Annotated in this window: 17 protein-coding genes and 1 riboswitch; of the genes, 10 read left to right on the top strand and 7 right to left on the bottom strand. The window is 55.9% G+C overall.

What is annotated here, in order from left to right:
- Positions 1-41: 41 nt before the first annotated feature.
- Positions 42-926 carry an ABC transporter substrate-binding protein gene (locus C7445_RS04715; protein WP_166668997.1) on the bottom strand — a complete coding sequence of 295 codons (885 nt, stop codon included), beginning with the start codon at positions 924-926 and terminating at the stop codon, positions 42-44.
- Between the two features lie 190 nt (positions 927-1116).
- Between C7445_RS04715 and C7445_RS04710 the strand changes: the two genes are divergently transcribed.
- The 6 genes from C7445_RS04710 (at position 1117) to C7445_RS04685 (ending at position 5036) form a co-directional block, all read left to right on the top strand.
- Positions 1117-2034: a ketopantoate reductase family protein gene (locus C7445_RS04710; protein ID WP_134158878.1), complete on the top strand. Its 918-nt coding sequence runs from the start codon at positions 1117-1119 to the stop codon at positions 2032-2034.
- A gap of 161 nt (positions 2035-2195) precedes the next feature.
- Positions 2196-3308: an ATP-binding protein gene (locus tag C7445_RS04705; protein ID WP_279586204.1), complete on the top strand. Its 1113-nt coding sequence runs from the start codon at positions 2196-2198 to the stop codon at positions 3306-3308.
- Between the two features lie 176 nt (positions 3309-3484).
- The gene (locus C7445_RS04700; RefSeq protein ID WP_134158876.1) at positions 3485-3706 is read left to right on the top strand and encodes a hypothetical protein; all 222 of its coding nucleotides are present in this window, start codon (positions 3485-3487) and stop codon (positions 3704-3706) included.
- 105 nt (positions 3707-3811) lie between these two features.
- Positions 3812-4249, top strand: coding sequence for a spore coat protein (locus tag C7445_RS04695; RefSeq protein ID WP_134158875.1), 438 nt, complete (start codon positions 3812-3814; stop codon positions 4247-4249).
- 17 nt (positions 4250-4266) lie between these two features.
- Positions 4267-4503, top strand: a complete 237-nt coding sequence (locus C7445_RS04690) for a hypothetical protein (RefSeq protein WP_134158874.1) — start codon at positions 4267-4269, stop codon at positions 4501-4503.
- Positions 4500-5036 carry a spore coat protein gene (locus tag C7445_RS04685; RefSeq protein ID WP_134158873.1) on the top strand — a complete coding sequence of 179 codons (537 nt, stop codon included), beginning with the start codon at positions 4500-4502 and terminating at the stop codon, positions 5034-5036. Before C7445_RS04690 ends, C7445_RS04685 begins: the two co-directional genes overlap by 4 nt.
- A gap of 53 nt (positions 5037-5089) precedes the next feature.
- On the opposite strand, the gene C7445_RS04680 is transcribed toward C7445_RS04685, so the two are convergent.
- From C7445_RS04680 to C7445_RS04665, 4 genes are all read right to left on the bottom strand, one after another.
- Positions 5090-5371, bottom strand: coding sequence for a hypothetical protein (locus C7445_RS04680; RefSeq protein WP_134158872.1), 282 nt, complete (start codon positions 5369-5371; stop codon positions 5090-5092).
- 134 nt (positions 5372-5505) lie between these two features.
- Positions 5506-7041 (bottom strand): DNA polymerase/3'-5' exonuclease PolX, encoded by a 1536-nt coding sequence (locus tag C7445_RS04675; protein WP_166668996.1) that lies wholly within the window; start codon positions 7039-7041, stop codon positions 5506-5508.
- A gap of 58 nt (positions 7042-7099) precedes the next feature.
- On the bottom strand, positions 7100-8620 hold the full coding sequence (locus tag C7445_RS04670) for an ArnT family glycosyltransferase (protein ID WP_134158870.1): 1521 nt from the start codon (positions 8618-8620) through the stop codon (positions 7100-7102).
- Between the two features lie 95 nt (positions 8621-8715).
- Positions 8716-9636, bottom strand: coding sequence for a L,D-transpeptidase family protein (locus C7445_RS04665; protein ID WP_243834961.1), 921 nt, complete (start codon positions 9634-9636; stop codon positions 8716-8718).
- Between the two features lie 147 nt (positions 9637-9783).
- Between C7445_RS04665 and C7445_RS14820 the strand changes: the two genes are divergently transcribed.
- A complete protein-coding gene (locus tag C7445_RS14820) occupies positions 9784-10143 on the top strand; it encodes a hypothetical protein (protein ID WP_243834946.1) in 360 nt (119 codons plus the stop codon).
- Between the two features lie 84 nt (positions 10144-10227).
- On the opposite strand, the gene C7445_RS04655 is transcribed toward C7445_RS14820, so the two are convergent.
- Positions 10228-11235, bottom strand: a complete 1008-nt coding sequence (locus C7445_RS04655; protein WP_134158868.1) for an NADP-dependent oxidoreductase — start codon at positions 11233-11235, stop codon at positions 10228-10230.
- A gap of 94 nt (positions 11236-11329) precedes the next feature.
- On the opposite strand from C7445_RS04655, the gene C7445_RS04650 reads away from it, so the two are divergent.
- The 3 genes from C7445_RS04650 to C7445_RS04640 are packed head-to-tail and all read left to right on the top strand — an operon-like array spanning position 11330 to position 13945.
- Positions 11330-12061 carry an ABC transporter ATP-binding protein gene (locus C7445_RS04650; RefSeq protein ID WP_243834945.1) on the top strand — a complete coding sequence of 244 codons (732 nt, stop codon included), beginning with the start codon at positions 11330-11332 and terminating at the stop codon, positions 12059-12061.
- Positions 12058-12807 (top strand): ABC transporter permease, encoded by a 750-nt coding sequence (locus C7445_RS04645; protein WP_134158866.1) that lies wholly within the window; start codon positions 12058-12060, stop codon positions 12805-12807. Before C7445_RS04650 ends, C7445_RS04645 begins: the two co-directional genes overlap by 4 nt.
- Before the next feature lie 4 nt (positions 12808-12811).
- On the top strand, positions 12812-13945 hold the full coding sequence (locus C7445_RS04640; RefSeq protein WP_166668995.1) for an FAD-dependent monooxygenase: 1134 nt from the start codon (positions 12812-12814) through the stop codon (positions 13943-13945).
- Between the two features lie 19 nt (positions 13946-13964).
- Here the strand turns inward: C7445_RS04640 and C7445_RS04635 are convergent, their stop codons facing one another.
- Positions 13965-14822 carry a bifunctional 5,10-methylenetetrahydrofolate dehydrogenase/5,10-methenyltetrahydrofolate cyclohydrolase gene (locus C7445_RS04635; protein WP_134158864.1) on the bottom strand — a complete coding sequence of 286 codons (858 nt, stop codon included), beginning with the start codon at positions 14820-14822 and terminating at the stop codon, positions 13965-13967.
- A gap of 80 nt (positions 14823-14902) precedes the next feature.
- Positions 14903-14983: riboswitch (ZMP/ZTP riboswitch) on the bottom strand.
- Between the last annotated feature and the right edge of the window lie 76 nt (positions 14984-15059).

Genomic DNA, 15059 nt, shown 5'->3' with positions numbered 1-15059 from the left:
AAACGCTCGCCCGCGCCAGAGCGCGGGCGAATCGAGCGGCATTATTGGGCGCCAAACCAGTATGTGTAGATTTTTTGGTACGTCCCGTCCTTCTTCATTTGCGCGATGGCCTTTTTGACCTTTGCATCCAGGCTGACGTTCTTTTTGTTGATCCCAATGCCAACAGGTTCAGAGAGGAACGGTTTGCCCGCAATTTGATAGTTGTTCGGCTGAAGATTCACGTAGTAGCGGCCGACAACTTCATCGACGACACATGCCGCCAATCGCCCGTCGGCCAGATCCTGGAATGCATCCGGGAACGTGTTGTACTCCTTGACGTCGATGCCGCCTTCTTTTTGTAGAGCATCCTGACTGGTGGTACCAATTTCGACGCCAACCTGCTTGCCCTTCAAATCAGCAATCGTCTTGATGTTGCCTGCGTGCCCCTTTTTCACGACAATCACTTGGCCAAAGCTCATATAGTCGACAAAGTCGATTTGTTTCTCACGTTGCGGCGTGTCGTTGAGGGTTGAGATGACCATGTCGTATTTACCTGCCTTGAGGCCTTCGACGATACCGTCAAAGGACGTAGGTTTCCATACGACTTTTTCGTGCAGGTACTTGGCCAAGGCGTCACCGAGATCGATATCGAAACCAATCAGCTTGTTCGGGTTGCTTGGGTCGGTGTACTCCATCGGCGGGTATGTATCGTCAACGGCAATCACGACCTGACCAGGCTTTGGCATCGCGTTTGGGTCGACGACAGCATTGAGACCGAGCGCGGTTGTTTTTGTGCCTGAAACCGAAGCAGCACCGGTATTTGCGGTATTGGAAACCGTATTTGTGGAACTGACCGTATTGTTGGACGAATTGGCCGTACCACAGCCTGTAACAAGCGCGCAGACGAGGGCAGCAGCACTCGTTAAAGAAATGACTGATTTTTTCACATTTTCACCCCTATAAGTTCTGGTCTGAAAAATTATAAATACAACCTTCGGTTTTATGCAATTGCCTACGTACATTATCCTGACACAGCATGCCGAAAAACATGCGGTTGCAGGATGCACCCAACCTAATCTGTACATGTTTGGGCTTGCACCGTGTCGTATGCTAGAAGTGGAGAAAGGTGAGTTGAGAATGGAGCGCATTCGTCGCGTTTCACTAATTGGACTTGGGGCGGTTGGGGCTGCTTATGGCAGTCGGCTGCTCATGGCTACGGAGACAGAGTTGAGTGTGGTCGTTGATCGAACACGCAAAGATCGATACCGCGAAAGGCCTGTTGTCGTCAATGGCCAGGACATCGCGTTTTCTTACGTATTGCCGGATGAAGATGTGGAGCCAGCTGATCTTGTCCTGATTGCGGTTAAATACGATGGTCTGGCTCAGGCGCTGAAAGACATACGCAGGCACGTTGGTCCCAATACCATTTTTATCTCTCTATTAAACGGTATTGCAAGTGAAGATGACATACGGGATGTTTACCCGAACAATCCAATCTTGCATGCGGTTTGTATTGCCATTGACGCTGTTCGCAGTGGCTCAGATGTGACGTTTAGCAGCCTTGGGTATATCAGCTTTGGGGACGCCTCAGGTCAGCAACCGGACATTGTGGAGCGCGTGCGTGAGCTCTTTGAACGTGCGGGTATTGGCTATGAGGTCCCCGCCGACATTTTACGCACGATGTGGTGGAAATTTATGATCAACGTCGGAATCAATCAAACATCGGCCATCCTGCGCGCGCCCTATGGCGTTTTTCAGCAATCGACAGACGCGCATACCGTGATGGCGATGGCCATGCGCGAAGTCATTGCCATCGCCAGGCAACTTGGTATTGAACTGAGCGAAGACGATATTGATCGTTTTGATGATGTGTTATACGCTATGGCACCAACTGGGAAAACATCGATGTTGCAGGATGTCGAGGCCGGGAGGCCGACTGAAGTCGAACAACTGTCTGGACGAGTACTTCAGATTGGGCGCCAGTTAGGCGTACCTACACCGGTCAACGAGGTTTTGTATCGCGCGATTCGGGCGATCACGCCAGCGTCTCCGTGAAACGGTCACAGGTAGATCGCAGGGTGCCAGCGGTGTACATAGTGTATTTTGTCGTTGCCGCACTCGTGTGGCATTTTGGAGCGAACGGTATTCTATATAGCATCTACGGCAGGCAACTGCCAGGCTATGCGGTTTGAGTTCGGTTTCTCGGTCTTCTTACAATAGGTTCCGTCTGTGCGTACAATCTAGCACGTCAAGCACTTCGACTTGAATGGGAGTATCGAACATTCCTGGACAATGCGCCGTTTCCCATATTCGTTCATGCCGACGGTCATTGGGTATATGTGAATCGCGAAGCGGTGCGGATGATCGGCGCGTTCTCCGAAGATCAAATCTTGGGTAAGTCCATTTGGGATGTCGTTCATCCAGATGACGTCGAAGATATCCGATGCGAGATCGATCGAATTATGCGGACCGGGGAAGCCAGCAGCCCGTTGCTTGAACGGCGTATGTGCACCATTGACGGGCGTGAGATTGTGACGGAACTGATCGCGCGTAGTATACGTTACCGCGGACAGAAGGCCATCATTTCGGCTCACCTCGACGTCACCGATCGCAAACGTGCAGAGGCGCAACTTGCGAAAGCACAACAGTTGCTATATGACTCGGAGAAACTATCCGCATTAGGGCAATTGGCCGCGAGTGTCGCACACGAAATCCGCAATCCGTTGACGGCGCTCATTGGCTTCACCAAGTTGATGCCACAGGCGGCACCCGAGGATCGTGTGCGTTATTGCGAAATTATGGAATCCGAATTGCAGTCTATTCAATCCGTCGTCGGGGAAATGCTGTTGTTTGGGAAACCACAGCCCATCACACACGGTCAACTGGACGTCCGCAAAGGATTGGAGGAGTCCATTGCCTTGTTGCATGCGCAGGCGAACATGCATGGCGTCGAGATCATCCGTCAGATTGCCGATGCTTCGTTGTGGACGACCGGGGACGCCAACCAAATCAAACGTGTCTTTATCAACGTCATGAAAAATGCGATTGAAGCGATGCAACAGGGTGGGCGCCTATTTGTGCGTGCGTTTCAGCACGACGGTCAGGTGGTCGTCAAATTTACCGATGAAGGCCCGGGCATGACACCGGAGCAATTGGAACGGATTGGTAGTCCATTTTATTCGACGAAGGTGAACGGCAATGGGCTCGGGATTCTCATTTGTCGGCGCATTCTTGAGGATCACAAGGGATCGCTCGAGATTGTGAGCAAGCCTGGCAAGGGGACGACCGTGGTGATTCGACTGCCCGTTTCAACCTTGGTTTCGAGATGAGTCAAATGCGTTACGTGCGGTTCCGTCAGGGACCGCATTTTTATGTTTACAATGGACATCTCGTCTTGGCAGGTTCACGACCAACCATTTTACTTGGCCGATGGGACGGTCGTCGTGGACAGGATGGATGCGGTTGCATACTGTAGCTCGACATCCAAGTCCAAGGAGGAACTCTCATGAATGACATGGACGATGTGACAAAAAACCTGACCGATCTACTCATTGAGGACGTGTTTCGCAAGCACAACATCTCGAAAGAAAAGCGCAAGCCCATCTCAGCCGAAGAGCGGGAAAAGCTGCGCGACCTCATTAACACACTGCAGGCACAGGTCGAAAACTTCTTACAAACGCAGAAGCCAGTGCCAAATGAGAAGGCAGAGGCAAAGCGGAAGAAGTGATCGGCTGCATGGAATTTTGGCGAGTCTGTCCTAGGAAACCTGTCCTTTACCACACGCCAGGAGACTCCATACAGTGTGGTAATTCCACAGAAGGAGTGAGGAAAATTGGCAGCCAACACAACATGGTCTGCACTTGACCCACAACAGGCACACCCGTGTGCCACAGCTCTTGGCGGTGTCTCACAAGCAGCTACGGAATCAGCGCGCACGGAGCAAGTCAACGATGAGCACATTCTGATTAAGGATTCGTGCGAAATCACCGTCACCACCGTGGACACGCAGGCCGCCGTTAATCTCCAGGTCGCTATTCAACTGGCCATTGCGCTCGTGTTGAGCATTGCGATCGCCGATGGGAATGAAGCCAACAATGTTGCGCAGGAGTTGATTGAACGGATTCGCACGCGTCAGAGCATCAAGCAGCGGACCGTCATTGAAAATTCCCGCAATGTGACCGTCACGGCGACAGCAACTGAAGCAAGTGTCAACATCCAAGTGCTGTTGCAGGTGCTGTTGGCCATCATTGCAAAGCTCGAGATCCTGTGATGGTTGGAGGGGAACGTATGCACGAGGCGGAACCGAACCAAAGGCTCGAGCGCGTCCGCGCTGTGCTGGATCAGGCGTACCACGACGCCATGGCGCGCATGGGAATGGGCGAGGCCCGTGCGGAGGAACTGGATGCCGAGGCGTCCGCCGCGGCACGCGAAACGAAGCCAACGAGACGGCTCGTTTGGGCTTTTCAGAAGCAAACCCTCGCGAAAGGCAGCGCAAGCGGTCCAGAAGGAGGTATCGTGAGGTGAAAGGGAAAAACATGCATCGGCATGTTCGGCGTCGCCGACATCATAACCGAATGCCGCTGATCAATGCACGGAACACCGCCGTACGCTCTTTGGCATCAGGTTTTGATTATGATGTCGAGAAACAGTGCGAGTTGCCACAGGCCGAATTGCCGTTGGAGAATGCAGAGATTGCACAGAATGCGATCCTCGAAATCGACGACGATGAGTCTTCGATCCTCGATATCATTGTCAAAGACTCGGAAAACGTCGAGATTGCCAGCCACGACTTGCAAGCGGCCCTATCGTTGCAGGCGGCTCTCGAATTGGCCTTGGCGATTGTTCTCAGCGTATCAGTCGCTGATGGAAACGCGGCTTCGCAGGTGAGGGATGACCTGCTTGCACGAATCTGCACAGCACAGCGGATTCGCCGCGTGATTCGCGTCGACAACGCGTATGCAGTGCGCGTTCAGGTGGTTGCAACCGAGCTGGCTGTTCAGCTGCAGTTGCTTCTTCAGGTGTTGGCGGCCATCGTCGCCAAGTTGGAAGTCGCCTGATGCTTCGACGCGTGGCAATGGCCGTCTCATCGCGGGCGGCCATTGCCGGCGGCTCAGTACTTGTCGTCCACTGGCATTTGCAGTTCCCCGCGCAAGGCCAGTTCGACATCCATCTTAATGGCATCGTCAATTCCACTCATGCGGTTTTTGTAGAACTTCCGGCCTACCGCATAAATCTGTTGCCGCAGCGCGTCGTCGTCGGGATGAGTCTGCAGTTTTTCAAGTAAAGTGAAATAGTCATCGCTTGGCTTGTCGGATCGCCGCAACCAGTTGAATAACCACCAACAGCCTCCGATGATGATGATGCCGGCAATCACCCAGTACACGAACTTCATCACAAAGCCCCCTAGCTTCATTGTCTATCCGCTTATGGCGGCTCACAACTGCTAGTCTACAGGTTTTCCATCTGCAGGTCAGGAGCTATCATGCGAAGTTCGGACATCTGCCACACCTTGATGGCGAGCAGCAACTATCGTTTGACCGCTATCTGCCGTCGACGCGCGTCGAGTCGTTGTTTTAACACCGCATAGGGCAACGTGTTGGGCACCTGAGTCTTGGGCAGCCATCCGCGAATACCCATGCGGACACCGTATGTGATGTTGCCCATTTCACCCGGTTCGTGTGCATCCGTGTCGATGGGGATGGCGATGTGAAGCTCTAGAGCCTTTCGAATCCATTCATCCCAGATGTCGAGGCGATTCGGATTTGCGTTCAACTCGACCATCACGCCATGGCGAGCTGCAGCTGCAAGCACCTGTTCCGTATCGACCGCATAGCCGGAACGCTTGCCGATCAGCCGGCCGTGCATGTGGGCCAAGATGTGCACGTGTGGATTCGCCAAAGCGCGCAGGATGCGCTGCGTCATCGCCTCTCGGGATTGTGTGAACGCGGTGTGGATCGAGGCGATCACGATGTCGAGATCGGCAAGTACTTCATCAGGAAAGTCGAGTCTTCCATCAGATAAAATATCCACCTCGCTTCCATGCAAGATATGGACCTTGGCGCGGCGACGCACTTGTTCGATCTCGCCGCGCTGGCGCCGCAAATCATCCGGCGTCAAGCCGTGTGCAATGGTGAGCGACTGCGAGTGGTCCGTCACGGCGATATATTCGTATCCCATGCGCTCGGCGGTTTCCGCCAATTCCGCAATGGACAGCGAGCCGTCGCTCCACGTACTGTGCATATGTAGATCGCCGCGGATGTCAGTTCGCTGAATGAGAAAGGACGGCGATTGCAGCATACTTTCGCCTTCCCGCAACTCAGGCGGCAGCCACGGCAACCCGACGTGGGCGTACAGCTCAGCTTCCGAGGCGACAGGCAAAGTCTTCGTTCCGCCGTGCACCAGGCCACTTTCGCTCCACGTCAAAGACGCTTGTGCCAACAGCCTGGTCATGACCTCGACGTGGGTCGTGTCGCCGGTGCTTTGCAACAGAGCCGCCGAGAAAGCCTCCGGCAAGGCGACATGAACAAGCACTGGCAGAACATCGGCGCCGCTGCCGGTGGTGAAGCGGATCGTTGCGATAGCCGAAGGATGGTCAGCCGGCATGCGCGTTACCGCCCCAGCCTTCTGGCACCACACATCAAGGGCGGATCGATCCGCACACGCGACCACGACCTCGATGCATCGATTCATGGTTGCCAGGCGTCGCACGCTGCCAGCGACGCCTGCGGCGGTGATGCCGGGGAGGTTCGCCAACTCCGCACAGATGGCCTCTGCCTGCGGGGCGGCAAGGGCAATCGGCCAGCTGTGGCGGCGTTCGAGCAGGACAGGGAGATCGCGTTGCCAGCGATCGACCGTGTTGGTGCCATAGGACAAGAATGGACGCAGTGAACGATGGAGAGCGGTCGCAAGATCCTCCAACGATGCAATGCTGTGGCGGCGGTACAAATCGGCGGCGATCTTCGGACCGACCCCGGGGAGCTGGCACAGTTCTGCGACTTCGCGAGGGACACCAAGGCGCTGTAAGGCCTCAGTTGGATCCGGGTGGCGGTGGCGATTGGGCATACAGCACCTCCGATAGGCGAGTGTCATGCTCATGAGGTTATAAGCGAGGCGGAAGCACTCACTTGTTTCGAAATGTATTGTAAACGTGGCCGTCGCTCGCCATTCCATGCGCAGGGAGCCACGCCACCAGGCTGCCATCGCGGACTTGCGTGGCATAGCGCTGTGTGAGCAGCTCAGTGACGCTTGGGTATGCCTTGGGGTCTTCGATCACGGCGACACCAGCCCCCTTGTCCCAAGTTCCACGCAGCCACTGTTTAAACGCGGCGGCCTTATCGCCGCCGTACCAACGCCAACCGCCGCGCTTTGCATAGTCGAACAGAACCGGGCTTGACGCGACCAAAGCGATGCCCTCGCTGGCTGGAAGATGCACTTGCAAATCGGCTCCTAGCCGATACATCGGCGCTTCGGCAGGTTGATAGTACGCCGGGGTCGCCACGACACTCATTGTCAAGGCGCCGCAGGCCACGACGGCGGCCATCAGGCGCGATACGACGCTGCGGCATTGCCACAATTGCCACGTCCCCAAGGCGGCCAGTTCCGCGGCGGGCACGGTGAGGACAATGTAGTAGTAGTGCAGCGCGTTGTGTGTAGCGACCCAGGCGGTGAATAGAAACGCCGCGACAAGCCAGGCTGCGAAGGTTCGGCGCAACGGGACAAGGGGGCCGTCGCACGGGCAAAAACATCCGTAGAATGCCGCTGCGGCGATGGCGAAACCAATCGCCGTCGTCGCTCCGAACCAACCTGCTTGTAGATAGATGTGTGGCGAGAGGGTGTCGTCGAGATGTTGCAGCAAATAGGCGTGTGCATCGCCTGCGATGAATGCGTGTACGGCGTGGCTGCCTTCGTATTCGGTATACAGCCAGGTGATGGCCAGGGCGGCCGCGACGGGTAACCAAGTTCGTGTCGAGGCGAGTGTGCGCCAGCCCTGTTTGCCGATCACGACCACTGCCAGTGCGGGCAGGGCTGTTGCGGAAGGAAGCTTGGCAAGCAGCATCAGGCAGACGGCCAGACCAGTCACCATCGCCCGCTGCCAGGTCGTTTTCATCGCATAGCGCAATGTCGCCCACAGGGCGAGCAACATGCCCGTGGTCATCACGACTTCCGGCATGAGCGCTTGTCCATAGTAGATGTCATAGGGGATAAGCAAGTAAAACACGGCAGCCAAGCGAGCCATCCCGACCGGGGCAGAGCATGCTCGCGCGACGCGATAGCACAGCCACACGTTGCAGGTAAAACAAGCGTCTGGAACGATATGTAGAAGCCATGTGTGCCAGCCGAATATGTGGACCAAGCAGGCAGTGAGCCATGGGATGATTTGTAGTTCAAGTTGCACGCGCTGTGGGCCGAGACCGTCGTAAAAGACCGCCGGATCGAGGATATTCATGGTATGGTGAACAAAGTAATAGACGATGCTCTCTTCGTCTGTCTGTCGCCAAGCGTCAATCGAGACGAGCGGCATGTTGAGAGTGGGCAGATGCACCAGGACAGAGATCAAAAGCAGGACAGACAACGGCCAGTCGAGTGTTTTTTCGCTGTGCATGCTGCTCGGCTGGCCTTGGACGAGGGTTGTTGTGGTCATGGTTGGCTCCTTGGGCGTATGGACACGTTCGTGTCAAACATCTGAAAAGGATTGCACCCATTCTACCAAAACAACCAGTTATCTAGGGAACGAATCTAGCTTTGGATGGTGACCAGTGTGCCGATACGGATGTACGAAAACACCTTGCCTGCGATAGCGAGCGGCAACTCGACACAGCCAAGGCTTTGCGGAAATCCGTAGCTGGCGCGGACAAACCCGTGAATCGCGCAGCCTCCATCGAAGTAGCTGACATAGGGTACATCCGGATCGTTGTAGGGAACGCCGTTTGGATCCTTTCCTTGCATGTCTTGCGAGAGATACTGTGCATAGACAGGGAACGTCCCGATGGGCGTTGGTGACGCAGAGATACCGGTATTCGCCAGTGTCGTCAGTACCACGTTTCCGTTTTGCCAGACGCGTAGCGTCTCAGGTCGTGTCTCGCTGACGGTGATGTACGTATAAGGTCGTGATCCAACCGTCTGATTCGAGGTCAAGGTTTGCTTGAATGCCGCGTATACCTGTGGGCCCGCGATGCCATCGACAGCGAGACCCTGCGCCGCCTCAAACGCCATGATGCCACTTTCCGTCACGGGTGACGCAACGTTTGGGTTCCACAACTGCACCAAGCTTTGAGGCTGTGGCGTCTTCCATGTCCATGAGCCAGCCACCGGTATCAGTGTACCAGCGGCAAGCGAGGCCTGCAGCGCCTTGCATACGGCCAGAGGGCTTTCTCCATTCGCGGGTTTGAACGTCAAGGGCAACAGATTGAACTCGGCCAGGGCTTCGTTCATCCAAAGCGCTGCATCGCCCGTGGTTCCGACGGCGACAACAGCTGGCTTCGGTTGCTGCGGCAGCTTTGTTGGTTGAGGTTTGCTATGGGTCTGATTCGTCGCGTTGGTCGATATACTCGATGCGCTCTTTGTCGATGTCGCTTGGGCTGCAAGGACGGGTTGTAAGGAGGCATTGTCGTTTTCCGACATACCCCAGGGGGTGAGCCACACCGTGGCTGCTATCACCGCTGACAAACAACGTGTCCACCAAGTTTTGCACATCTGCCATCTCTCCATCCCAAGGCCGATCTGACCGGCAACAACTGTATATTGTGACGCATCGCTCATCCGTGAAACACTGCAGTTTTCAGTCTAGCAAGGTCTACAGGTCACATGCTGTCGAACGCCGCGCCCTCCAACGCTTATTTCTATTCAGTGACGCTCGGCCATTTGCGTGCTATAATCATATCCTCGAAAGAACGTGTGGTCGTTTGGGGGGCATTTGCGATTCGCACCATGTCCAGAGTTACCAAAGGTCTGTTGACGCTATTGACCGTCGGCATTCTGTTTGCGTTCAACTTCGAATTGGTTGGCGTCGTTGCGTTTCGCTATTTATATTCACCGCATCCGGCTCTCGGAAAAAGCGTGTTTCTTGCGCTTCACTGCGCACTCGCTGGGGTGCTTACATGGTGGATGTATCGTCAGTTTTTTCATGACCACCTGTGGTACGGTTCCAACAAGGGGCACAGATGATGATATGAAGTGTTCCAAGACAAACAGGGCAAGCCGCACACTGACGGCTTGCCCTGTTTTTTGGCGAAATCCTGCGCAATGAACTTATTCAACTTCCACAATGAGTTTGCCAGTGTTGATTCCAGTGAATAGCCCCAAGAATGCCTCAATAGTCCGATCGAAGCCTTTGATGATGGTTTCTTGGGACTTCAATCGGCCTTCCGTGTACCATTTCGATAGTTGTGCCATGCCCTCCGGAAAACGGGTATGGTAGTCGCCGACGATAAATCCTTGCATCTTTGCCTTGCGTGTGAGCAAGATGGGCGCGATGCGGGGGCCAACGTCTGGCTCGGAAAGATTGTACAATGATATCTGACCGCACACTGAGATACGTGCGAAATCGTTAATCTGCTTCATCACGGCATCGGTAACCGGGCCACCCACGTTGTCAAAGTACACGTCGACGCCGTCGGGACACGCCTTTTTGAGGTCTTCATAGAAAGTCGGCGATTTGTAGTTGACGGACGCATCGAATCCGATCTCGTCGGTCAGGTATCGATTTTTTTCGTCCGATCCGGCGATACCAACAACCCGGCAACCGAGGATTTTTCCGATTTGCCCGACGACCATGCCAACCGCACCTGCGGCACCAGAGACGACGATGGTTTGGCCAGGTTTCGGATCGCAGATATCAATGAGGCCAAAATAGGCCGTCAGCCCGGTCATACCGAGCAGCCCAAGAGCAAGGGTCACAGGTTGTGGCACTGGATCGAGTTTGCTGGCCTTTTCAGCCGCGACCAGGGCGTGTGTCTGCCAACCCGTCTGGGTGAGAACGAGATCGCCCGGCTGTAGGTGAGAAGCGCGCGAAGCGACGACTTCGCAGATGGCGCCGCCAGAAATGGGTTCATCGAGGCGGTAGGGTGGGACATACGATTTGACGTCATTCATACGCCCGCGCATATAGGGATCGACGGAAAGGTAGCGAGTTTTGACGAGGACTTGCCCGTCGGCGGGTTCGCCGAGGGAGACCGTTTCCGTGCGGAAACAATCGTCATCGGGCGTGCCGATAGGGCGTTTGGCCAGGACGATACGTGTGGCTTTTGTATCAGACATCAGGAACACCTCCATTTGACGTGCACGACTAAGTTGTTTCCAACAGTCTTGCACCGAGCCAGTATACAACATGCAGAGGACGGAGGAGAAATCTGTGAGCGAAGCGGCGATACAGATGATGGACGTCGGCTATCAAAGCGATGGCGATACGTGGTTGTTGCAAGGTGTCAGCGCAACGTTGGAAAGAGGGCGTACGGCGGCCGTGATCGGCCCATCTGGTGCAGGGAAGAGCACGTTGTTATCGCTGTGCAACCTGCTGCGGACGCCATCCACAGGGCGCATTGAAGTGGCAGGCAAGGAAATTCGTGACTGGCCAGTGCAACTGCTTCGACAAAAAGTGGGGATGGTCTTTCAGGCGGCGACCATGTTTCCGGGCACTGTTGAGGACAATGTGCTGTTTGGTTTGCGGTTGCACAACCGTCCATTGACCGATGCGGGACGGCTGCTTGAACTGGTCGATCTGCCGCGGGGGCTGTTAACCAAACCTGCGACGGATCTTTCCGGCGGGCAACAGCAACGGGTCGCTTTAGCGAGAACGCTCGCCATGGAACCGGATGTGCTGCTACTGGACGAAGTGACCTCGGCGCTCGATGTCCATGCCAAACGAGAAGTGGAGGAAACGTTGCTCGAAATTCGCTCCCGTCTGAATACCACAATGCTTTGGGTGACGCACGATTTGCGTCAGGCTCGTCGTGTGGCGGACGACATTTGGTTCTTGGTTGCGGGCAGGTTGGTGGAGGATGGCCCTGCAGAACGCCTGCTTGTGGAGCCTGCAACTTCGGAATTGCGGTCGTTTCTCGCGCAGGCGAAGGAGGGAGAAGCATGAGTTATCTGTCACTCTCGTTCACATTGTTGTTCGTCGTTGTCTCACTCGTGCTTTCGATCTGGCTGCGGCTTGGCGTTGAGCGCGACATCGTGATCGCGGCGGTGCGTGCGGGGATTCAGTTGCTGGTGGTCGGATACATATTGAAGTTTGTCTTTGCATCGCAGCAGACGATTTTTATCTTGCTGATGGTCGCCCTCATCATTGCGGTGGCGGCGTGGAATGCGAGGGGGCGGGCGAAAGCGATACCCGGTGCGATTTGGGCGATTTTGGCGGGTCTTGTCGTCACCGAGATCGTTACGCAAGGGTTGTTGCTGGGGATTGGCGTCGTTCCTTTTCAAGCGAGATACATCATCACCATCACGGGGATGATCATCGGCAACTCGATGGTGGCGGCAGGCCTTCTCCTCAATCGATTGCAGCGCGAGATCGAAAATGGGCGGGCCGAAATCACGGCTGTGCTCGCGCTTGGCGGAAGCCCCAAACAGGCCGTGTATCCGCGGCTTAAACAGGCCATTCGGGCTGGCATGATTCCGACAATTGATTCGACAAAGACGACCGGCCTCGTTCAATTGCCTGGCATGATGACGGGTCAGATCATCGCGGGGGCGGATCCGGTGCAAGCCGTTCGCTATCAATTGATGATTCTCTTCTGTATCTTGGCGGGATCGGCGATTACGAGCATTGTCATCGGATTCTTGACGTATCCCAAGCTGTTCACACCACACCAGCAATTGCGGGAGGGGTGATCCGTTGGCCGCTCGTTTAGGCATTGTCGGTGCGGGGATTGCGGGCCTTGCAGCTGGGCTTGCCTGTCGTCAACTTGGTATCGATTTTCAACTGTTCGATGCGGCCGAAGATCCGTTGGCTGGAGGGACAGGGATTACGCTTTGGCCAAATGCCCTATGCGCACTGTCAGAGCTCGGCATGCGCAATTTCGTGGATGTCGTAGCGTCCAACGCCATGACCAACGGCGGGATTGCGACGGATCGGGGAGCCGTGTTGTACTCCTTGCCGCTTGCTTGGATACGCAGGCAATATGGATACTTCCCGGTGTGCGTCCGGCGCGATGTTTTGCAACGGCGTATGTATGAGGCGCTTGACGAGCCAAAGATTGTTCGCGCGCAAGTGCATCGCGTGCTCACATCCAAAGATGGCGCGGTTGTCGTCGGTTCGCATGGGCAGCTATGGTATGACGCTGTCATCATCGCGGATGGAATCCATTCACAGGCGCGCAACTGTTTGTACCCGGTACAGCCGAGGCCGACTCACTACACCGCGTGGCGTGGAATGACGCATGGGGCAGTGGTCGATCCCGCGACCATGTGGGAGTATTGGGGTTTGGGCGTGCGATTCGGATATGCATCCGTATCGCCGCAATCAACCTATTGGTTCGCGACGGTGAATCAGAGTCACCTCAGGGACGGCGACAGTTGGACTGTGGCTCGCACACTTTTGGAGCGATTCCCGCCACCTGTGCAAGCGTGCATCGCGGCCACAGCAGATTCGGATATCTTGCACCATCGCGTTCAGGATCTCCCGCCAGGCTGCCCAATGGCGATGGGGCATATCGCCCTCATGGGTGACGCGGCGCACGCCATTACGCCGAACCTGGGATTCGGAGGTGCCTTGGCCATCGAGGACGCGGCGGTGTGGTTGGAAGTTGTCCGGGATGCCGGTGTATCGCCAGCGGCTTTCGGCATCTATGCGGATCGACGCCGGCGCAGGGTTCGCCAAATGGCGTATGTCACGCGGCAGTTCGGCGACATCATGCAGTGGCAAAGCAAAGGCGTGGCGTGTTTACGAAATGCACTGTTTTACATGACAGGGCCAGTGTTCGGCCGTGTGATGTGGCGGCGGTTGTTGGGATCACGAAGCAGGCCTTGACGCAGGCCCGCTGTGCCATCTACAACACACCCGCATCCTCTTGCAGCTTCATCCCGTGCATCAAGTTGGCGAAAATCTGTACCGTCGTCACGGCGCCGACCCCGCCGGGCGTCGGCGTGTATGCTTTGGTCAGGGCTGCCGCATCGGGTGCGAGGTCGCCCTGTACATCCCCGTCGTCGCTTTGTGAAATGCCGACGTCGATGACGGTCAGGCCCGCGTGCACCATATCAGGGCCGAGCAGTCCGCCTTTGCCCACCGCCACGATGGCGATCTCGCTATTTTGCAGGTGACTCTTCACGTCGCGCGTGAACTCGTGACACGCGGCGACGGTTGCGCCTTCGGCGATGAGCAGGTGCAGGAGCGGCAAACCGACGGTCTGGCCGCACCCGACGAGCGTCACGTCAGCACCTTGGAGTTTGTAGCCATAGTGCTTCAACAGGCGAATGCAGGCCAGTGGCGTGGCCGGGTAGAGTGCAGCCTCCGGTGTTGGTTTCGCAATGGAATGGCATGGTGATAGGCCATCGACGTCTTTGAGCGCATCGATCGCACTGACGATCCGCTGTACATCGACGCAGCCGGGCAGGGGCATCTCAATCATGATGCCGTGGACCGATGGATCGGCGTTCAACGCTTCGACCCGGCGGACCAGCTCGTCTGTGTCACACAGTTGTGGCAGGTGCATGATTTCGAATTCGACGCCAAGGCGTTCTGCCGTGCGGCGCTTTTGCGCGGCATAGACGCTGGAAGCGGGATCGTCACCGACAAGCAGCGTTACCAGTTTCGGTTGAATGCCACGGGCTTGCCACGATGCGGTCTCAGCCGCGACATCTTCGCTGAGCGCCTGTGCGACAGGGCGGCCGACTAACTGTTCTGCCATGTCTACCCCTCCTGCAAAGGTATATCCGAGTTTGTCTATGTTCAGTATGCCTATATACACGCAAACGACCGCCTGGGTCACTTTTCTGCCCAGGCGGTCGACTGTTTTCGCTGTGCTTCCTCGTGGTGCTCCACGCAAAGCCGCCAGTTACACAGCGCTGTGATTGTCGTTTCGTGTTACGCTATTCACTGTGAATATAACAGCGATCGCGCCGGCCTGCAAGCTCCCGGAAACGGT

The sequence above is a fragment of the Alicyclobacillus sacchari genome, assembly GCF_004366795.1.
In the GTDB taxonomy this organism is placed as follows: Bacteria; Bacillota; Bacilli; order Alicyclobacillales; family Alicyclobacillaceae; genus Alicyclobacillus; species Alicyclobacillus sacchari.
Note: the sequence above shows the minus strand (reverse complement) of the source record. Positions and strands in the feature narration are given on the sequence as shown.